The 20,413-nt window shown below is 34.9% G+C and carries 17 protein-coding genes; all 17 read left to right on the top strand.

The annotated features are described in order from the left end of the window. Positions 1 to 101: 101 nt before the first annotated feature. The 17 genes from ilvB to ACGK9U_RS08540 all read left to right on the top strand — a co-directional run bounded on the left by ilvB (position 102) and on the right by ACGK9U_RS08540 (position 20,303). Positions 102 to 1,835 (top strand): biosynthetic-type acetolactate synthase large subunit, encoded by a 1,734-nt coding sequence (gene ilvB, locus ACGK9U_RS08620; protein WP_394465965.1) that lies wholly within the window; start codon positions 102 to 104, stop codon positions 1,833 to 1,835. A gap of 103 nt (positions 1,836 to 1,938) precedes the next feature. Then, complete coding sequence (gene ilvN, locus ACGK9U_RS08615) at positions 1,939 to 2,478, top strand: acetolactate synthase small subunit (RefSeq protein WP_394465964.1); 540 nt, start codon at positions 1,939 to 1,941, stop codon at positions 2,476 to 2,478. 8 nt (positions 2,479 to 2,486) lie between these two features. Next, complete coding sequence (ilvC, locus tag ACGK9U_RS08610; protein ID WP_394465963.1) at positions 2,487 to 3,962, top strand: ketol-acid reductoisomerase; 1,476 nt, start codon at positions 2,487 to 2,489, stop codon at positions 3,960 to 3,962. Between the two features lie 62 nt (positions 3,963 to 4,024). Then, positions 4,025 to 5,290, top strand: a complete 1,266-nt coding sequence (gene ilvA / locus ACGK9U_RS08605; protein WP_394465962.1) for a threonine ammonia-lyase IlvA — start codon at positions 4,025 to 4,027, stop codon at positions 5,288 to 5,290. Between the two features lie 178 nt (positions 5,291 to 5,468). Continuing rightward, entirely contained in the window at positions 5,469 to 7,061 is a 1,593-nt protein-coding gene (locus ACGK9U_RS08600; RefSeq protein WP_394465961.1) for an NADP-dependent glyceraldehyde-3-phosphate dehydrogenase, read from the top strand. Between the two features lie 1,093 nt (positions 7,062 to 8,154). Continuing rightward, positions 8,155 to 9,330, top strand: a complete 1,176-nt coding sequence (locus ACGK9U_RS08595) for an argininosuccinate synthase (protein ID WP_394466041.1) — start codon at positions 8,155 to 8,157, stop codon at positions 9,328 to 9,330. Between the two features lie 65 nt (positions 9,331 to 9,395). After that, positions 9,396 to 10,397, top strand: a complete 1,002-nt coding sequence (argC, locus tag ACGK9U_RS08590) for an N-acetyl-gamma-glutamyl-phosphate reductase (RefSeq protein ID WP_394465960.1) — start codon at positions 9,396 to 9,398, stop codon at positions 10,395 to 10,397. Positions 10,398 to 10,582: 185 nt separating this feature from the next. Beyond that, a complete protein-coding gene (gene proC, locus ACGK9U_RS08585; protein WP_394465959.1) occupies positions 10,583 to 11,377 on the top strand; it encodes a pyrroline-5-carboxylate reductase in 795 nt (264 codons plus the stop codon). A 1-nt stretch (position 11,378) separates the two neighbouring features. Next, the gene (locus tag ACGK9U_RS08580; protein ID WP_394465958.1) at positions 11,379 to 12,506 is read left to right on the top strand and encodes an aspartate aminotransferase family protein; all 1,128 of its coding nucleotides are present in this window, start codon (positions 11,379 to 11,381) and stop codon (positions 12,504 to 12,506) included. Between the two features lie 79 nt (positions 12,507 to 12,585). Beyond that, positions 12,586 to 13,782, top strand: coding sequence for a glutamate-5-semialdehyde dehydrogenase (locus ACGK9U_RS08575; protein ID WP_394465957.1), 1,197 nt, complete (start codon positions 12,586 to 12,588; stop codon positions 13,780 to 13,782). Between the two features lie 78 nt (positions 13,783 to 13,860). Then, a complete protein-coding gene (gene proB, locus ACGK9U_RS08570; RefSeq protein ID WP_394465956.1) occupies positions 13,861 to 14,622 on the top strand; it encodes a glutamate 5-kinase in 762 nt (253 codons plus the stop codon). 31 nt (positions 14,623 to 14,653) lie between these two features. Beyond that, on the top strand, positions 14,654 to 15,592 hold the full coding sequence (locus ACGK9U_RS08565) for an N-acetylornithine carbamoyltransferase (RefSeq protein WP_394465955.1): 939 nt from the start codon (positions 14,654 to 14,656) through the stop codon (positions 15,590 to 15,592). A gap of 11 nt (positions 15,593 to 15,603) precedes the next feature. Next, positions 15,604 to 16,383: an acetylglutamate kinase gene (argB, locus tag ACGK9U_RS08560; RefSeq protein WP_394465954.1), complete on the top strand. Its 780-nt coding sequence runs from the start codon at positions 15,604 to 15,606 to the stop codon at positions 16,381 to 16,383. Between the two features lies 1 nt (position 16,384). Next, positions 16,385 to 17,452, top strand: coding sequence for a M20 family metallo-hydrolase (locus ACGK9U_RS08555; RefSeq protein WP_394465953.1), 1,068 nt, complete (start codon positions 16,385 to 16,387; stop codon positions 17,450 to 17,452). Between the two features lie 171 nt (positions 17,453 to 17,623). Next, complete coding sequence (gene argH / locus ACGK9U_RS08550) at positions 17,624 to 18,904, top strand: argininosuccinate lyase (RefSeq protein WP_394465952.1); 1,281 nt, start codon at positions 17,624 to 17,626, stop codon at positions 18,902 to 18,904. Between the two features lie 16 nt (positions 18,905 to 18,920). Beyond that, positions 18,921 to 19,838 (top strand): alpha/beta hydrolase, encoded by a 918-nt coding sequence (locus ACGK9U_RS08545; protein WP_394465951.1) that lies wholly within the window; start codon positions 18,921 to 18,923, stop codon positions 19,836 to 19,838. A 36-nt stretch (positions 19,839 to 19,874) separates the two neighbouring features. Then, entirely contained in the window at positions 19,875 to 20,303 is a 429-nt protein-coding gene (locus tag ACGK9U_RS08540; protein WP_394465950.1) for an SET domain-containing protein-lysine N-methyltransferase, read from the top strand. Positions 20,304 to 20,413: the final 110 nt, after the last annotated feature.

Here is a 20,413-nt window from a genome sequence, read left to right as displayed (position 1 = left end):
AAGGCAGGAATCTCATGTCACCCCGGAAATACCTGAAATAAAATATTTTTTATTTCAAAGGAACAAGTGCAAACTTGTCGAAGGGTTAAAATAAGATAAACATGAACACACAAACAGCAAATAAAAAACAAGAAGTGGCACAAGAAACCATACGTATTACAGGAAGTGAAGCCATCATAAGATGCCTATTAGCCGAAGGAGTTGATATTCTTTATGGATATCCAGGAGGTGCTATTATGCCAGTTTATGATGAATTATATAAATTTAAAGACCAGATTCATCACGTATTAACGCGCCACGAACAAGGTGCTGCACATGCGGCGCAAGGTTATGCGCGTATTTCTGGTCGTGTTGGTGTGGCTATGGCTACATCGGGTCCAGGAGCAACAAACCTTATTACAGGAATTGCCGATGCACAAATAGATTCTACTCCCATAGTGTGTATTACGGGTCAAGTGTTTTCACATTTATTGGGAACGGATGCGTTTCAAGAAACCGATATTATTGGTATTTCTACACCTGTAACGAAGTGGAACCATCAAATCACTAAAGCGGCAGATATACCTGAAGTTTTAGCGAAAGCGTTCTACATCGCAAAAAGCGGACGTCCAGGACCTGTATTGATAGATATCACTAAAGATGCACAAGTAAGTGAGTTGGATTTTAAATATGAAAAATGTACTGGAGTTAGAAGTTATACACCGGTGCCTAAAACAAATCCTGAAACACTTACTGCAGCAGCGGAATTGATCAATTCAGCAAAAAAACCGCTTATCGTTTGGGGGCAAGGAGTTATTTTAGGTCAAGCAGAAAACGAATTAAAAGCTATTATTGAAAAAGCAGGTATTCCAGCAGCGTGGACTATTTTAGGGGCTTCGGCGTTACCGACTTCACATCCATTAAATGTGGGTATGGTGGGTATGCATGGAAATTATGCGCCCAATGTGTTAACCAATGAGTGCGATGTGCTTATTGCGATTGGAATGCGTTTTGACGACCGCGTAACGGGTAGTTTAAATACCTATGCAAAGCAAGCTAAAATTATTCATTTTGATATAGATCCTGCTGAAATAGATAAAAACGTAAAAACAGATGTGGCGGTTATAGGCGATTCAAAAGATAGTTTAGCTAAATTATTGCCCCTTTTGAATGAAAACAAACATGCTGATTGGTTACAGAAATTCGAAGATTTATATGCTATTGAATTTGAAAAAGTAATAAAAGACGATATTACCCCAACCAAGGAAGGTTTAACCATGGGTGAAGTTCTTAGACAAATAAATATTGAGTCTAAAGGGAATGCAGCAATTGTATCTGATGTTGGTCAACATCAAATGATTGCTTGTAGATACGCTGAGTTTACAACTACTAAAAGCAATATTACTTCTGGAGGTTTAGGTACTATGGGCTTTGCATTACCAGCGGCTATTGGGGCTAAAATGGCAGCGCCCGATAGAGAAGTGGTTGCAATTATTGGAGATGGTGGTTACCAAATGAACATTCAAGAATTGGGCACTATTTTTCAGCAAAAAGCCGCTGTTAAAATAGTGGTATTGAATAACGAATTTTTAGGAATGGTGCGCCAGTGGCAACAATTGTTTTTCGATAAGCGCTATGCATCTACCGAAATGACAAACCCAGATTTTGTAACCATTGCAAAAGGCTATTATATAGAAGGGAAACGTGTAACAAAACGTGAAGAATTGGCAGAAGCTATTAAAGAAATGATGGCATCAAAAGAGTCGTATTTCTTGGAAGTTTGTGTAGAAAAAGAAGATAATGTATTTCCAATGATACCTGCGGGAGCGTCGGTTTCAGATATACGTTTAAGCTAAATAAAAAATAGAATATAGACAAAAGAATAGAGATGCATTAGTGAGTATAGATAAATTAAATATAGTCTATAATCTAACATCTTTTATCTAACATCTTTTAAAAATGAACGAAGAAATAAAAACATTCACGATTTCAATTTATACCGAAAATAACATCGGTTTGTTAAATCGTATATCCGCTATTTTTCAACGCAGACATATAAATATTGAAAGCTTAACAACATCGCAATCGGAAATTGATGGTGTAAATCGTTTTGTAATTGTGGTAAACATTACAGAATCTCAAGCTAAAAAAATTATAGGTCAGTTTGAAAAACAAGTAGAGGTTATAAAAGCATATTATCATAAAGATGAAGACACTATTTATACAGAGTCTTGTATGTTCAAAATAAAATCGGCTTTATTATTTGAAGAACCTCAAATTCAAAATATAATTAAAGAAAGTAATGCTAGAATTGTTACCGTAAACAAAGAGTTTTTTGTGCTTGAAAAATCGGGTAGAAGAAACGAAATCGAATCGTTGCGAAGAGATTTAAACGTGTTTGGCATTATGCAATTTGTTCGTGCAGGGCGTATTGCAGTAACAAAAGATGAAATGAAAGTAACCGAAGTGCTAATGGCCTTCAATAATCATAATAACTAAAATTAAAAATGGGAAATTATTTTAACACACTATCGTTAAGAGATAAATTAACTCAACTATCTAAGTGTAGATTTATGGACTCTTCAGAGTTTGAAGACGGTGTAAATGCTTTAAAAGGAAAGAAAATTGTAATTGTAGGATGTGGAGCGCAAGGGCTTAACCAAGGTTTGAACATGAGAGATTCTGGTTTAGATATTTCTTATGCTTTAAGAGCACAAGCTATTGCAGAAAAACGTACATCTTATGTAAACGCAACAAATAATGGATTTACAGTTGGTACTTACGAAGAGTTAATTCCAACAGCAGATTTAGTGTTAAACTTAACACCAGACAAACAACATACAAGCGTTGTAAAAGCGGTAATGCCTTTAATGAAAAAAGGAGCAACATTATCTTATTCTCACGGTTTCAATATTGTTGAAGAAGGAACTCAAATCCGCGAAGATTTAACAGTTATTATGGTGGCGCCAAAATGCCCAGGAACCGAGGTAAGAGAAGAATATAAAAGAGGTTTTGGTGTGCCAACATTAATCGCGGTACACGAAGAAAACGATCCAGAAGGAAAAGGTTGGGCGCAGGCAAAAGCGTATGCAGCTGCAACTGGTGGTGATAGAGCAGGTGTTTTAGCATCGTCTTTTATTGCTGAGGTGAAGTCTGATTTAATGGGTGAGCAAACCATTCTTTGTGGATTGTTACAAACAGGATCTATTCTTTGTTTCGATAAAATGATTGAAAAAGGTATCGATCCAGGATATGCTTCAAAATTAATCCAATACGGTTGGGAAACTGTTACTGAAGGTCTTAAATATGGTGGAATTACCAACATGATGGATCGTCTTTCAAACCCAGCAAAAATTAAAGCGTTTGAACTTTCTGAAGAATTAAAAGACATCATGCGTCCATTGTTCCAAAAACATATGGATGATATTATGGAAGGTCGTTTTTCTAGCGGTATGATGGAAGATTGGGCTAATGATGATAAAGATTTATTAGGATGGAGAGCTGCAACTGCTGAAACTGCTTTTGAAAAAACACCAGCTGGAAACGTTGAAATTACTGAACAAGAGTATTACGATAACGGTGTGTTAATGGTAGCTATGGTAAGAGCTGGGGTTGAATTAGCGTTTGAGGCTATGACCGATTCTGGAATTATCGATGCATCTGCATACTACGAATCGTTACACGAAACACCACTTATTGCAAACACCATTGCAAGACGTAAATTATACGAAATGAACTCTGTAATTTCTGATACAGCAGAATATGGTTGTTATTTATTCGACCATGCTTGTAAGCCATTATTAGCAGATTTCATGAAGAAAATCGATACCGATGTAATTGGAAAAGCCTATGCAAAAGATAACGGTAAAGCGGTTGATAATGCTAAATTAATTGCTGTAAATAAAGCATTAAGAGAACATCCAGTTGAAAAAGTGGGGTCTTTCTTAAGAGCGTCTATGACGGCTATGAAGCCAATAGTTTAAGGTTTTTAATAGATAAGACCTGTTGGGTTTTTGAAACCTGACAGGTCTAATGAACATACATTATGAAAAAGGAAATGCACACATATTTTCCTAGCATTAAAGATATAAAAGTAGCTGCCGATACCATTAAAAAGGTATCGGCAGTTACGCCTTTAAGCCCTAGCCTAAGACACTCAAAACAGTTCGATGCGCATATTCTTTTAAAGCGTGAAGACTTGCAACAAGTTCGTTCGTATAAAATAAGAGGCGCATACAATAAAATTAGTTCTCTTACTGCAGAAGAATCTCAAAATGGTGTGGTTTGTGCCAGTGCGGGTAACCACGCACAAGGGTTTGCCTTGTCGTGTAAACTATTAAAAATTAAAGGGTCTATTTATATGCCTGCACCAACGCCTAACCAAAAAGTGGAACAGGTTAAAATGTTTGGTGAAGATTTTATTGAGATAAAACTTATTGGCGATACCTACGACGATGCATATCATGCCGCTATGTTGGAGTGCGACCAGTTAAAGAAAACCTTTATTCATCCTTTTAACGATGAGAAAGTTATTGAAGGGCAAGCAACCATAGCTTTGGAAATTTTAGAGCAAACCAAAGACCCCATAGATTATGTGTTTATAGCTGTTGGTGGCGGTGGGTTAGCTGCGGGTTTGTCAACGGTTTTTAAAGAATTATCGCCAAACACCAAAATTATTGGCGTAGAGCCCGAAGGCGCACCATCTATGTCGGTTTCCATAAAAAATAATAAAAATACCGAGTTGGATGTTATCGAAAAATTTATTGATGGCGCAGCGGTAAAGCGTGTTGGCGACTTAACATTTCCTATATGTAAAGCCAATTTGTATGCTATGTTAACCGTTCCAGAAGGGAAAGTATGCGAAACCATTTTGGAACTTTATAACAAAGATGCCATTGTGGTAGAACCAGCAGGAGCTTTAAGTATTTCGGCTTTGGATTTTTATACTGAAGAAATTAAAGGTAAAAATGTAGTTTGCGTAGTGAGTGGAAGCAATAACGATATTACCCGTACCGCCGAAATAAAAGAACGCGCTTTACTTTACGCTAATTTAAAACACTATTTTATTGTGTTGTTTCCGCAACGAGCAGGGGCTTTAAAAGAATTTGTTGTTGATATTTTAGGTCCCAATGACGATATCACACATTTTCAATATACGAAGAAAACCAATCGTGAAAATGGTTCGGCAGTGGTAGGAATTCAATTGAAATCGGCATCGGATTTGGAGCCATTAATTGCTAAAATGAAACAACGTAATTTTTACGGCGATTATCTTAACAATAAACCCGATTTGTTTCAGTTTTTGGTTTAAACAACAGGAATTGTTTTTTGAATTAATTGGCGAAAACGTTTGAGTCTTATGCATTTTCAGTACTTGGAAATAGTATGTTAAGAATTTAATATTTCTTTAATCACACATTCTGTTTTAATGGGCTTTGTGCTAAATTATAGGTATATTAGCAATAGCTATTAACGTTATAATTTTGAATATGAGCACAACTTTTTTTGAAATTCCAGAACAATATAAAATACACACTTTATTACATCAAACAACCTATTTAACCAATGGGGAATTGATTGAGTGGGAGGGTGAAACAGCCGAGGTGTATTCAACCATCTCTTCAACTCCAGAATATAAACCAACACTGTTAGGTACAATCCCTCAATTGGGAGAAAAAGAAGCTTTGGAGGTGCTGAATTCCGCATTAACAGCTTACGATAAAGGTCAAGGTTTATGGCCAACGATGAAGGTAGTTGACAGAATTGCTTGCATGGAAAAGTTTGTTGAGCAAATGAAAACCAGACGAGAAGTTATTGTAAAACTATTAATGTGGGAAATTGGTAAAAATCTACCTGATTCCCAAAAAGAGTTTGATAGAACCGTTGATTATATTTATGATACTATTGAAGCATACAAGCAAATAGATAGAGATTCTGCTAAGTTTGAAAAAAGCGATGGTGTCTATGCGCACATTCGAAGAGGGCCTTTAGGAGTTGTTTTATGTTTAGGACCATACAATTATCCATTAAACGAAACATTCACTTTACTTATTCCGGCGTTAATTATGGGAAACCCCGTTATTTTTAAGCCAGCAAAATTAGGGGTTTTATTAATTTCTCCACTTTTGGAAGCCTTTCAAAATAGTTTCCCAAAAGGTGTTGTAAACGTAATTTATGGTCGTGGTCGTGTATTGGCAACCCCCATCATGCAATCGGGCAAAATAGATGTGTTGGCGTTAATTGGCAACAGTAAATCTGCAAATGCTTTACAAGCGCAACATCCTAAGGGTAATAGATTACGCATGGTTTTGGGTTTAGAAGCAAAGAATCCTGCTATTGTATTGCCTGATGCCGATTTAGATTCAACAGTAGATGAATGTATTGCAGGTACCTTATCTTTTAACGGGCAGCGTTGTACGGCATTAAAAGTGTTGTACGTGCATGAGTCGGTTGTTGAAGAATTTAACAAACGTTTTACAGCAAAAGTTGATGCGCTTAAATTTGGAAATCCTTGGGAATCTGGAGTGAAATTAACACCGCTTCCAGAAGTTGAAAAACCAGGGTATATTAAAGAATTAATTGCAGATGCCTTAGACAAAGGTGCTAAAATTTTAAACAAAAAGGGAGGCGTTATAACCGATAATTTTATTTTTCCAGCCGTTTTATATCCTGTTAATACAGGGATGAAAGTATATAGCGAAGAACAATTTGGACCCGTAATTCCTGTAATTCCGTTTTCAGATATTGAAGAGCCTTTGCATGATATGGCAGAGTCAAACTACGGGCAACAAGTAAGTTTGTTTGGTAAAGACATTAAAACTTTATCGCCATTAATTGATACCTTAGTAAACTTGGTTTGTAGAGTGAATTTGAATAGCTCTTGCCAACGTGGACCTGACGTATATCCGTTTACAGGAAGAAAAGATTCGGCTTACGGTACATTGAGTGTGCATGATGCATTACGCTCATTTTCAATAAGGACTTTTGTGGCTTCAAAAGATAACGACTACAATAATGCCATTATAAAAGAACTCTTAGATAAGAAAACATCTAACTTTATAAGTACCGATTATATATTGTAATTGAGTGAGATAACTATAAATTTCATTGAATAATATTTTAAATTATTCAATGAAATTTATTATAAATGAGTTATTTACAATAAAAAGAATGTAAAAGGGTGGATATTAATAATTTTTTTAAAAAATCACCTAATTTTAACAGGCGTAATGAATAAAATTCATAATTTTACGTCATGAATACATTAAAAAATAAAATACGTCCTTCATCACCCGGTTTCCGCGCGAGTATTTCTCGTCGCAGCTTCTAGTCTTTCAATGGCCTAAAACCAAAACGTAATTTAATTTTTTTAGAGTGTATAAAATTTCATCCATAAAGTTCCAAAGTTTTTTTAATATAGTAATCAACACGTTTTTTATGTGTCGTATTTACCCACGTCGCCCTTAGTGGTGTGCTTTTATTTTTTGAACTAGGTGAGTCCAGTTCTTTGTGTTGAGTTTGAAATGATAAAAATATAATTAAACCATTGTTTATTGGTTTGCAACTTTTAGAGGGTTGATAAAAAATGAAAACATATTGAATAAAGATATTAATAAATCTATAGAAGAGGCACTTGCCTTTTGTAAAGAAGAAGGATTAGAAATCATTTTTACAAATGAGCTTCCCGACGAATTAATACAAGCAATTTCCGATCGTACCAAAGAAAATCCATCCATGTATTTTGCAAGTGTGGAGATGTTAAAATTGCGTTTGTTGAATGGTTGTTATATAGTGAAGAAGAACGATGAGGTTTATGCCCATATATTTGTACATAAGCATAAGGTTCATAAGTTTTCAGTTTACGAGCGTTCATCTTTATGGGTTCATCCACAGTATCGCAAGGCGAACATAGGGTTGCTTTTAATGCATCTTATGTCTAAATTGTACATGAAAGATTTTCTTATTTCAATAGCGCAAGAATCGGCAGTACATTACAACAACCAATTGCTGGGGATGAAGCATATTGCTTTAAAAGAATTGTCGCCTAGAATAGTAGAAGCATTAGAGAAAATAGGGAAATTAAGAGATGAATTAAAGTATAAATATTATGTAAACGCTTATTTCGAATCGAAAATAGCACCAATTAATAAGATTCTAAATCAAATAAATAAACCGATGAAAAAATTAGTAATAGCATATAGTGGTGGATTAGATACCTCTTATTGCGCAGTTAGTTTGTCAAAAAAGTTTGAAGTTCACGCCGTAAGTGTAAACACAGGTGGATTTACAAAAACAGAAATAGATCACATTGAATCAAACGCCTATAAAATGGGGGTTACAACTTATAAAAACATTGATGCTGTTGCCACTTTTTACCAAAAAGTAGTGAAGTATTTAATTTTTGGTAATGTATTGAAAAACAATACATATCCATTATCTGTAAGTGCAGAGCGTATTATTCAAGCTATTGAAATTGTGGAGTACGCAAAAAGCATTGGTGCTGAATATATTGCACATGGTAGTACAGGAGCAGGAAACGACCAAGTGCGTTTCGATATGATTTTTCAAACATTGGCGCCAGAAATTCAAATCATCACCCCAATTAGAGATGAGAAGCTAACCAGACAACAAGAAATCGACTATTTAAAAGAAAATGGTATCGATATGTCTTGGGAAAAAGCAAAATACTCGGTTAACAAAGGACTTTGGGGAACCAGCGTTGGTGGTTCAGAAACTTTAACGTCTGATAAACCATTGCCAGACAACGCTTACCCATCGCAGTTAAAGCATGCTGAAGATGAAAAAGTAAAACTAACTTTCGAAAAAGGTGAGTTAGTTGCCGTAAACGGGATTGAAAACGACCCTGAAATTAACATAGAAACTTTAAATAATCTTGCAAAAGCCTATGCTATTGGTCGCGATATTCATGTGGGAGATACCATAGTTGGAATTAAAGGACGTGTTGGTTTTGAAGCGCCAGCAGCTTTAATTACCATAAAAGCGCATCATTTATTGGAAAAACACACGCTTACCAAATGGCAATTGCAACATAAAGAATATTTAGCGAGTTTCTATGGCATGCATTTACATGAAGGTCAGTATTTAGATCCGGTAATGCGCAACATTGAAGCCTTTTTACAAAGCAGTCAAGAGGTTGTAAGTGGAGATGTTACGGTAACTTTAAGACCCTACCATTTCTCATTAGATGGTATTAGTTCTGAACACGATTTAATGAGCGCGAAATTTGGAAGTTACGGTGAAGAAAACAAAGGTTGGACAGCCGATGAAGCGAAAGGATTTATTAAAATCTTCGGAAATCAAAATAAAATTTATCATCAAGTTAATTCTTAATTTGAATTGAAACTTAGACCTGTCAGGTTTTCAGAACCTGACGGTCTTGAAAAGAAAGATTCTAAATGAAAAATATTAAAGTAGGTATTATTGGAGGAGCAGGTTACACAGCAGGCGAGTTGATTAGATTGTTAATTAATCATCCTAACGCGGAGCTTGATTTTGTATACAGCACATCCAATGCAGGAAACAAGATTAGCAACATCCACCAAGATTTAATGGGGGATTTAGATATGAAATTCACAGATACTGTTAACGCAAATGTTGATGTGTTGTTTTTATGTTTAGGTCATGGGAATTCTGTAAAGTTTTTATCGGCTAATACGTTTTCAGCTACCACTAAAATTATCGATTTAGGAAACGATTTCCGACTTGAAAAAGACAAAGTTTTTACTTCGATAGGCTTAGCACAGGCTAAAACTTTTGTTTACGGGTTGCCTGAATTACAAAGAAATGCTATTAAAAAAGCAAATTATATAGCAAATCCAGGTTGTTTTGCTACCGCGATTCAATTGGCTTTGTTGCCGCTTGCTGAAAAAGATTTGTTGCATAACGATGTGCATATCAATGCGGTTACAGGAGCTACAGGTGCTGGAACTTCATTGTCTGAAACTTCACACTTTCCTTGGAGGGATAATAACTTTTCATATTACAAACCGTTTACGCATCAGCATTTAGGTGAAATTAATCAGTCGGTTAAACAATTACAGAATGGTTTTACTTCTGAAATTTTGTTTATGCCAAACCGAGGTAATTTTTCCAGAGGTATTTTTGCTACGGTATATACCAATTTTGAAGGTACTTTAGAAGAAGCTAAAGCCCTATTTGAGGTGTTTTATAAAGATGCCAAATTCACATTTGTTTCTGATGAGGTGTTGCATTTGAAGCAAGTAGTAAACACCAATAAATGTTTAATACATTTACATAAACACAACAACAAATTATTAGTAACTAGTATTATTGATAATTTATTAAAAGGTGCTTCGGGTCAAGCCATACAGAATATGAATTTGATGTTTGGTTTGGAAGAAACCACAGGATTGCAATTAAAAGCGACTTATTTTTAAATAATCGTTTTGCTGAAAATTGAAACTGCACTTAACAAATAGGTGCGTTAGCGATTGCAGCGGCATCCTTTTTTTGAGGCACGAGAAAAAAGATATAGCGGAAAGCGCGACCGAGAGCGTTCCTGCAAGGTTTTGAAAACCTTGTAGGTATTAGCGGAGGGAACGCCAATAAAATAAATAAAGAAATGAAAATAGCCATTATAGGAACTGGAAATTTAGGAAGTTCTATTGCGAAAGGACTTATCAATAATAAGTCGTTCACATCGTTGTATTTAGCTGATAAAAACGCCGCGAATGTTGAAGTTTATAAAACCGAAGATTACGTGACCGTGACAAACGATAACGTATTGGCGGTAGAAAACAGCGACATGGTTATTTTTGCGTTACAGCCAAAACATATTAATGCTGTTTTGGAAAGTGTAGTTTCCAAAATTACGGAAAAACATATTATTATTTCGGTGGCTGCTGGTGTTGAAATTCCTAGAATTGAAGGTATTATTGGGAAGGATAAAAATATTATTCGTGTGATGCCAAACACAGCGATTTCTATTGGTAAATCCATGACTTGTATTGCTGCTAATGAAAAAGCGCAAGATAAGGTTGGTTTAGCCCAAGAGGTGTTTAACCAATTAGGAACTACATTGGTTATTCCTGAAGATTTAATTCAAGCCGCAACCGTTATTTGTGCCAGTGGTATAGCGTTTTGGATGCGCCTTGTGCGTGCTACAACACAAGGAGCTATTCAGTTAGGTTTTGAAGCCCACGAAGCACATCAATTGGCTACACAAACGTGTTATGGTGCGGCGAGTTTATTGTTGGAATCTGGTAGGCACCCAGAACAGGAAATAGACCGCGTAACAACACCAAGCGGTTGTACTATTGAAGGGTTAAATGCTATGGAACATCAAGGTTTAAGCTCTGCTTTGATACAAGGTATTGTGGCTTCTTTCGAGAAAATTAATCAAATTAAAAAGAATTAAAATGCCATTATTTGACGTTTATCCATTATATAATGTAACACCAGTTTCGGGAAAAGATATGCTCGTTTACGACGATGCAGGAATTGAATATTTAGACCTTTACGGAGGTCATGCCGTAATATCTATTGGACATTCACACCCAAAATATGTTGAGGCTGTTAGTAAACAAGTTTCAACTTTAGGGTTTTATTCGAACGCGATTCAAAATCCGTTGCAAGTTGAACTTGCCAATAAAATTGAAGTGCTATCTGGCTGTAAAGGTTATGAGTTATTTTTGTGTAATTCTGGAGCAGAAGCTAATGAAAATGCTTTAAAATTAGCGTCGTTTAAAACAGGAAAATCGCGTGTTGTTGCGTTTAACAATGGGTTTCATGGGCGTACATCGGCGGCGGTAGCGGCCACCGATAATAAAAATATTGTTGCGCCTATTAATGCACAACAACAGGTGACTTTTTTAGCGTTGAATGATGTTGAAGGTGTTAAAAGAGAATTGGAAAAAGGCGATGTTTGTGCGGTTATTGTTGAGTTTATTCAGGGTGTAGGTGGTTTAGATCAAGGAACTTCTGAGTTTTTTGAACAAGTTGATAAACTTTGTAAAGCAAACAATACTTATTTTATTGCTGATGAAGTGCAATCTGGTTACGGACGTTCGGGTAAATTCTTCGCGTTTCAGTATTACAACGTAACACCTGAAGTTATTTCAATAGCCAAAGGTATGGGGAATGGATTTCCAATTGGAGGGATTTTAATTCACCCAAGTATTGAGGCGAAACATGGAATGTTAGGTACCACGTTTGGCGGCAATCATTTGGCTTGTGCAGCTGGTTTAGCTGTTTTAAATACGATTGAAGAAGAGAAGTTGATTGCTAATGTGAATGAAATTTCAGATTATTTTATTTCTATAGCTAAAACCATTACGCAGATACAAAATATCAAAGGAAAAGGCTTGATGATTGGTTTGGAATTCGACTTTGAAGTTGGAGAACTTAGAAAAAAGCTTATTTACGAACATCGTATATTTACAGGTGGTGCTTCAAACAAAAAACTGATTAGAATTTTACCACCATTAACTATTAAAAAAGAACATGTAGATCAATTTTTTGAAGCTTTAAAAAAAGCTTTAAAATAGCATGTAGAGTAAAAACTCTGAAACTTAAAGGTCAGAAAATCTGAAAAAACTTTAAAGTTCAGAAACAAAAAACAAAAAAATGAATACTTTATTATCGATAGAAACAAGAAACGCTGTATTACTTAAAATGGCTGAACTTTTAGAACAAGAAAGAACTGCTATTATTAAGATTAATAAAGGCGATTTAGACGCTTATAATGGTGATGATATTTCTATGTACGACCGTTTAAAAGTAGATGATTCTAAAGTAGATGAAATGATTAAATCTGCAACACATTTGGCGTCGCAAGAAGATCCTGTTGGTGTAGAACGTTTCAGCTTTAAACACGATAACGGGATGCAGGTCTATAATAAAACGGCATCTTTTGGAACGATTTTGATTATTTATGAATCACGTCCCGATGTTACCGTAGAGGCTGCGGGAATTGCTTTTAAATCGGGAAATAAAATTTTATTAAAAGGAGGTAAAGAATCTTTAAAATCGAATTTAAAGATTGTTGAATTGTGGCATCAAGCATTAAAAAGTCAAGGAGCTTCAACCGATTGGGTTGAATATTTACAATTCAACAGAACCGAAACCCAAGCATTTTTAGAAAAACCAACACAGAAACTCGACTTAATCGTGCCTCGTGGTGGCGAACGTTTAATTGCCTTTGTAAAAGAACATGCATCGTGTCCAGTAATCATCAGTGGACGTGGTAATAATTTCGTGTATGTTCATAAGGAAGCCGATTTAGACCTTGCTTTAAAAGTCATCATTAATGCGAAAACGGCTAAAATTTCAGCATGTAATGCATTGGATAAAGTACTGATTGATAAAAATCTTCCTAATAAAGAAGCATTTATTAAAAACTTGATTTCTAAATTAAAGGAATTCAAAGTGCAGATTTTAGGAGATAAAGCCATTTCAAAGTTTGAAGGTGTTGAAGCTATTGAATCGGATGCTATTTGGTATCAAGAATTTTTGGATTATAAAATTGCGATTGCAGAGATAGATTCAAATGAAGATACTATTGCGATGATCAATAAATATTCTGGAGGTCATTCATCATCTATCATTACAAAAAATAAAGAGGTTGCTAAAGTGTTTATGGAAAACGTAGATACAGCAGCAGTTTACCACAACGCTTCTACGCGTTTTACCGATGGTAGCCAAATGGGATTAGGAGGCGAATTAGCTATAAGTACCGATAAGTTACATCAACGCGGACCTATTGGTTTGCAGCATTTAGTGACTAATAAATGGTATGTTCATGGCAATGGACAAATAAGATAAGTCCATAATGGGCATTTAAAAATAAGCGAACGCCTGTAGTAGCAATAAAGTACAATTAAGGAGCGAAGGTTTAAATAGATGAAGAAAAAACGCATATTACTAAAAGTTGGTTCTAACACACTTACCAAAGAAACCGATAATATTTCTTGGGGTAAAATTGAAGATTTGGCAAATCAAATGGCAAAACTTCAAGATACCTGCGAGTTTATTATTGTAAGTTCTGGTGCTATTGCTGCAGCAAAACAGTTTGTAAAACTAGAAAGTAAAGGCAAGGAAATTAAGGTGAAACAAGCGTTAGCTTCTATTGGTCAGCCACATCTAATTCGTGTTTATCAAGATATTTTTAGAGAATGTGGGTTGTTTACATCACAATGTTTGCTGTCTTATTCCGATTTTGAAAAAGAACAAAGCAGAACAAACATTGTAAATACTATAAACGTTTTGGTTGAAAACAATTTCATTCCAATTATCAATGAAAATGATACCGTTGCAACAGATGAAATAAAATTTGGTGATAATGATAAATTAGGAGCATTAACAGCGTCTCTTTTGAAAGCCGATTTATTCATTATTGCAACAAACACAAATGGCATTTACACCAAAGAATCAATGGAAAATGGCACGCCAAAAACCATTGAATTAGTAGAAGATTTTGAAGAATTAGCAAAACAAGTAGTTAATTCAAAATCATCACACGGTAGTGGCGGTATGCAATCTAAAATTGAAGCGGCTTCAGTCACTAAAAAAGCAAATATAGAAACATGGATTGTAAACGGATTGGAAGATAATTTCATATTGAACGCCTTTGAAAACAAAATTCCGTTTACCAAAATAAAATAAGTTTACCTGCAAGGTTTTAAAATTGAACAGAATGAAACATTACACTTCCATAAATGATATAGAAAATATCCAGTCTTGGATTCAGGAAGCCAAAGCATTAAAAAGAAATCCACTTAATTATAAAGACTTAGGAAAAAACAAAACCTTGGGTTTATTGTTCTTTAACTCAAGTTTGCGTACTCGTTTAAGCACACAAAAAGCTGCTTTAAATTTAGGAATGGATCCCATTGTTATGAATGTTTCTGGTGATGCTTGGGGTATTGAATTTGGCGATGGTACTATTATGAACGGTAATACGGCAGAACATATTAAAGAAGCTGCAGCTGTAGTGTCGCAGTATTGCGATATTATTGCAGTAAGAGCATTTCCAACCTTAACAGATAAAGAAAAAGACGAAAGCGAGCACGTGTTAAAGTCGTTTGTAAAATACGCATCAGTGCCTATTGTAAACATGGAAAGTGCTACTGGACATCCGCTTCAAGCCTTAACCGATGCGATTACCATTTCAGAAAACGCTAAAAAAGAAAGACCCAAAGTAGTTTTAAGTTGGGCACCACATATTAAAGCATTGCCACATGCTGTTGCGAACAGTTTTGTACAGGCTATGCAAAAAATGGATGTAGATTTTGTAGTAACACATCCTGAAGGGTATAATTTAAACCCAGATATTATTGGTAATTCAACCGTTAATTACAATCAAGAAGAGGCGTTTAAAGATGCCGATTTTGTATATGTAAAGAACTGGAGCAATTATAACGATTATGGTAAAGTATTAAACACAGATCCCAATTGGATGATTACCAAAGAAAAATTAGGCAATGCCAAATTCATGCATTGTTTACCAGTAAGGCGTAATTTAATTGTTGAAGATACTGTTTTGGATGGTGAAAATTCTTTGGTAATTGAACAAGCCAATAACAGAACTTACGCAGCACAATTGGTGTTGAAAAAAATATTGGAAGATTTATAAAATCTTTAAAAATGAAAGAAAAACTATCCATAGTAAAAATAGGAGGAAATATCATCGAAGACGATCCGTCTTTAAGTGCATTTTTAAAGCTGTTTGCTAATTTAGAAGGAAAAAAGATTTTAGTTCACGGTGGCGGTAAACGTGCTACGGCAATTGCGGCAAAATTGGGCATTGAATCTAAAATGATAGATGGCAGACGTATTACCGATGCAGAAACTTTAGAAGTGATTACTATGGTTTATGGTGGTTTAGTAAACAAAAACATCGTAGCGCAATTACAGTCACTAAACATAGATGCCATTGGTTTAACAGGTGCCGATATCAATAGTATTTCATCAGAAAAAAGACCTGTAAAAGAGGTTGATTTTGGTTTTGTTGGCGATGTTAAAAAAGTAGCTCATAACTCTATTGATAAATTAATTAAGGCAGATTTTACACCTGTTTTTTGCGCCATTACCCACGATGGCAACGGCCAATTGCTAAATACTAATGCCGATACCATTACATCGCAGTTAGCTGTTGGTATGAGTAAGTTATACGAAACCTCTATCTATTACTGTTTTGAATTAGACGGTGTTTTAAAAGATATTAGAGATAAAAATTCGGTAATAAAACACATCGATTCTGGTTTGTATAAAGAATTACTAGCACAGGGCATCATTGCAGATGGCATGCTTCCTAAGTTGGAGAATTGTTTCGATGCTTTAAATAATGGTGTAAAAACCATTAATATGGGAAACACCAATATGTTAACCCAAGAAAACGATAATTTTACAAGAATAACTTTATAGAATGGCTTTACAAGAATTAACAACCGATGCAATTTCACTATTAAAACAACTAATAGAAACCCCATCTTTTTCTTCGGAAGAAGACAAAACCGCATCGCATATTGAAGCTTGGTTTAAGCGATATGATATAGATTATAAACGAAACCAAAATAATGTTTGGGCAGTTAATAAACATTTCGATGCCAGCAAACCAAACATGTTATTAAATTCGCACCACGACACTGTAAAACCAAATTCAGCATATACAAAAGACCCGTTTAAAGCCATTGTGGAAGATGGAAAGCTTTATGGTTTAGGTAGTAATGATGCCGGAGGTTGTTTGGTGTCCTTAATTGCAACATTTACCCATTTTTACAATCATAAAGATTTAAAATATAATTTAATTTTGGTCGCTTCCGCGGAAGAAGAAAGCAGCGGTCCAAACGGGTTAAACAGCATGCTAAAAATCATTCCTAAGATAGATGTGGCGATTGTGGGTGAACCAACTCAAATGAATTTAGCTGTTGCCGAAAAAGGCTTGGTTGTTTTTGATGCGAAAGTAAAAGGAACAGCAAGTCATGCAGCACATCCAAACGACGACAATCCCATTTATAAATTAATTGAAACCTTACAATGGTTTAAAGATGTTAAGTTTGAAAAAACATCAGAAGCTTTGGGCGATGTGAAATTGACGGTTACACAAATAAATGCCGGTAAACAACATAACGTCGTGCCGGCAGATGTAGAATTGGTGATAGATGTGCGTGTAAACGATAAATATACAAACGCTGAAATAGCAGATTTTTTACAAAAAAATGCACCATGCGATAGTATTGTGCCTCGTAGTTTGCATTTAAATTCATCATCTATTCCTTTGGAACACGATTTAATTAAAGCAGGAATTTCCTTAGGTAGAACTACGTACGGATCGCCAACATTATCAGACCAAGCTTGGTTGTCTTGTAAATCGTTAAAACTAGGACCTGGTGATAGTCCACGTTCACATTCAGCCGATGAATTTATTTATTTACATGAAATTGAAGAAGGCATACAAATTTATGTTGAATTATTGAATCGGGTAATTGTATAAATGTTTGTTGTTGAGTTGTTTGTCGTTGAGTCGACGTAATAACTAAACAATTTAGGATAAAAAGAAATAAAATTTTTGAATAATCTAATTATATAAACGTTTGTTGTTGAGTTGTTTGTCGGTCGTATGGTCGACTAAACAACTCAACAACAAACGACTAAACATCAAGAAATGAAACTCTGGGATAAAGGCATATCAATCGATAAAAAAATAGAACAATTTACCGTTGGAAACGACCGAGAAATTGATGTTCATATAGCAAAATACGATGTTATTGCATCAAGAGCACATGCTAAAATGCTTCAAAAAATTGGTATTTTAACAACTAACGAGTTAATTGAATTGTTAGGTGGTTTAAAAAAGATTGAAGCCCAAATAGATAATGGCGAATTTGTAATAGAAGCACAATTTGAAGATGTACATTCTAAAATTGAGTTTGAATTAACAAAATCTTTGGGAGAAGTTGGTAAAAAAATACACACCGCACGTTCTAGAAATGATCAAGTTCTAGTGGCGTTACAATTATACTACAAAGAAAATTTAGGTATTGTAAAAGAAAAAACCAAAAGACTTTTTGAAACGCTTTTAGGCTTAGCGGAAACGCATAAAGATAAAGTATTGCCGGGTTATACGCACTTACAAGTAGCTATGCCATCATCATTTGGGTTATGGTTTTCGGCGTATGCAGAGGTTTTGATTGACGATGTATATTTACTAGATGCGGCTTTAAAAACCGTAGACCAAAATCCTTTAGGTTCTGCGGCTGGTTATGGAAGTTCATTTCCTATTGATAGAGAAATGACTACTAAAGAAATGAGTTTTGCAACTTTGAAATACAATGTGGTGGCGGCTCAAATGAGCAGAGGAAAAAGTGAACGCACCATTGCAGCAAGTTTAGGTAGTTTATGTAACACCATGAGCCGTTTTGCTATGGATGTGTGCTTGTATATGAGTCAGAATTTTGGTTTTATTTCATTTCCAGATGAATTAACCACAGGGAGCAGTATCATGCCACACAAAAAGAATCCAGATGTTTTTGAGCTGATTCGTGGTAAATGTAACAAAATACAAGCACTTCAAACTGAAATGGTTTTAATAACCAACAACTTGCCAAGTGGTTACCATCGTGATTTTCAGTTGTTAAAAGAAAACATGATAGCTACTTTTGAAGATGTAAAGGATATTTTAGATATTTTCAATTTCTCCATCAAACAAGCTATTGTTAACGATGTTGATGTACATAACGACTTATATAAGTACCTTTTTACGGTAGATAACATCAACACTTTGGTTGTAGAGGGACAAAGTTTTAGAGAAGCCTATCAAAAAATTGGAGGACAAGTTCAAGATGGAACGTATAAACCAGATACTTCTAAAAAGCATACACACGTTGGGAGTATTCATAATTTGTGTTTGGATAAGATTCGGGCGAAGTTTCCTGTGAAAGATTAGTTTAAAATGTCTAAAAATGGCGATTAAAAATATATTTTTAATGCTTAGCTTCTTTTTTGTTGCGGTTCATGGCTTTGCTCAAAATGAAATAATACCGTTATGGAGCGGTGATATTCCGAATAGTCAAAAATCAGATGACAAAGAAATAGTTAAAAAATCAGACGCCACTAGGATTTCACTGGTGCAAATACCTACTTTAGAAGTGTTTTTACCCACGCCAATAAATGCTAATGGGAAAGCAGTTATTATTTGTCCAGGTGGGGGATATCAACATTTATCTTATGATTGGGAAGGTACAGATATAGCAAAATGGTGTAATTCAAAAGGCATTACAGCTTTTGTTTTAAAATACAGATTACCAAATTCCAAATCGGTAAAAGTATCTTATGACGCACCTTTACAAGATGCACAGCGAGCCATAAGAATTGTGCGTTTGCAATCAGAGAAATGGCATATCAATCCCAATAAAATTGGTATTATGGGATTTTCGGCAGGAGGTCATTTAGCATCTACTTTAGGCACTCAATTTAATAAAGTAAATAGATTTAAAGAAACGGCTGTCGACACCATTTCTGCACGACCAGATTTTATGGTTTTAATATATCCTGTGATTACTATGATATCTGATTATACCCATAATGGTTCGCAATTTAATCTCTTAGGCAATCATCCAACGGAGGCACTAATAAATGAATATTCAAACGAATTACAGGTTACTGAAAATACACCTCCAACATTTATAGTACATTCTACTAATGATACTGTTGTACCGGTTGAGAATAGTTTGAATTTATATATAGCATTAAAAGATAAACGCATTAAAGCCGAAATGCATATTTATCCAGAAGGAGGACATGGATTTGGTTTAGGGTTAGGGCAGGGATATTTACAAACATGGACCGATAGATTATATGATTGGTTACAGCTTTTTTAATGTTATAAGCCAAATATATCTAAAAAATACATGTACATGGGTAGTATTCATAATTTGTTCTTAGATAAAATAAGAAGTAAATTTCCTAAACAAATGAATGATTTAGTTGAAGTAAAACAATCGCCATTACACGGTAAAGGTGTTTTTGCAACCCGAAATATTGTCAAAGGTGAATTGCTAGTTAAAAGTGATATGGCGCTTGTTCATGTGAATGAGAATTTGCCAGAAGTTTTGGCGACACTTCAATTTCCTTGGACGGAGGAATACGATGCCATCTGTATTAGTGGTGCAGGTAGTTTTTTTAATCACAGCGGACAACCAAATGCTGAAGTTAAAGAACGTGATTTTTTGAAGCTTACTCAAAGCTTTGTGGCTACATCCGATATTGTAAAAGGCGATGAAATTACCATTTTTTATAACGATGCTTTTGAGGCTTTTGTTAGCCAATTAAAGTTGAAATTTTAATTAGTAACTTCAATTAATTTCTTGCCTAACTAAAATAATTAATTTTTTAAGGTCTATTTTGTATTTAGTGTATTAATTTTCAGTATTTTAGAGAGGTTCAGTCTGCTTTG

This window comes from Mariniflexile sp. HNIBRBA6329 (assembly GCF_043558645.1).
Classification (GTDB): Bacteria; Bacteroidota; Bacteroidia; order Flavobacteriales; family Flavobacteriaceae; genus Mariniflexile.
The sequence above is the reverse complement of the archived record's forward strand: the minus strand, read 5'-3'. Positions and strand labels throughout refer to the sequence as shown.

Excerpts from the sequence above, each read along its gene's own strand:
- ilvB (WP_394465965.1), top strand. The coding sequence starts at position 102 with ATGAACACACAAACAGCAAATAAAAAACAAGAAGTGGCACAAGAAACC.
- ilvN (WP_394465964.1), top strand. The coding sequence starts at position 1,939 with ATGAACGAAGAAATAAAAACATTCACGATTTCAATTTATACCGAAAAT.
- ilvC (WP_394465963.1), top strand. The coding sequence starts at position 2,487 with ATGGGAAATTATTTTAACACACTATCGTTAAGAGATAAATTAACTCAA.
- ilvA (WP_394465962.1), top strand. The coding sequence starts at position 4,025 with ATGAAAAAGGAAATGCACACATATTTTCCTAGCATTAAAGATATAAAA.
- ACGK9U_RS08600 (WP_394465961.1), top strand. The coding sequence starts at position 5,469 with ATGAGCACAACTTTTTTTGAAATTCCAGAACAATATAAAATACACACT.
- ACGK9U_RS08595 (WP_394466041.1), top strand. The coding sequence starts at position 8,155 with ATGAAAAAATTAGTAATAGCATATAGTGGTGGATTAGATACCTCTTAT.
- argC (WP_394465960.1), top strand. The coding sequence starts at position 9,396 with ATGAAAAATATTAAAGTAGGTATTATTGGAGGAGCAGGTTACACAGCA.
- proC (WP_394465959.1), top strand. The coding sequence starts at position 10,583 with ATGAAAATAGCCATTATAGGAACTGGAAATTTAGGAAGTTCTATTGCG.
- ACGK9U_RS08580 (WP_394465958.1), top strand. The coding sequence starts at position 11,379 with ATGCCATTATTTGACGTTTATCCATTATATAATGTAACACCAGTTTCG.
- ACGK9U_RS08575 (WP_394465957.1), top strand. The coding sequence starts at position 12,586 with ATGAATACTTTATTATCGATAGAAACAAGAAACGCTGTATTACTTAAA.
- proB (WP_394465956.1), top strand. The coding sequence starts at position 13,861 with ATGAAGAAAAAACGCATATTACTAAAAGTTGGTTCTAACACACTTACC.
- ACGK9U_RS08565 (WP_394465955.1), top strand. The coding sequence starts at position 14,654 with ATGAAACATTACACTTCCATAAATGATATAGAAAATATCCAGTCTTGG.
- argB (WP_394465954.1), top strand. The coding sequence starts at position 15,604 with ATGAAAGAAAAACTATCCATAGTAAAAATAGGAGGAAATATCATCGAA.
- ACGK9U_RS08555 (WP_394465953.1), top strand. The coding sequence starts at position 16,385 with ATGGCTTTACAAGAATTAACAACCGATGCAATTTCACTATTAAAACAA.
- argH (WP_394465952.1), top strand. The coding sequence starts at position 17,624 with ATGAAACTCTGGGATAAAGGCATATCAATCGATAAAAAAATAGAACAA.
- ACGK9U_RS08545 (WP_394465951.1), top strand. The coding sequence starts at position 18,921 with ATGGCGATTAAAAATATATTTTTAATGCTTAGCTTCTTTTTTGTTGCG.
- ACGK9U_RS08540 (WP_394465950.1), top strand. The coding sequence starts at position 19,875 with ATGGGTAGTATTCATAATTTGTTCTTAGATAAAATAAGAAGTAAATTT.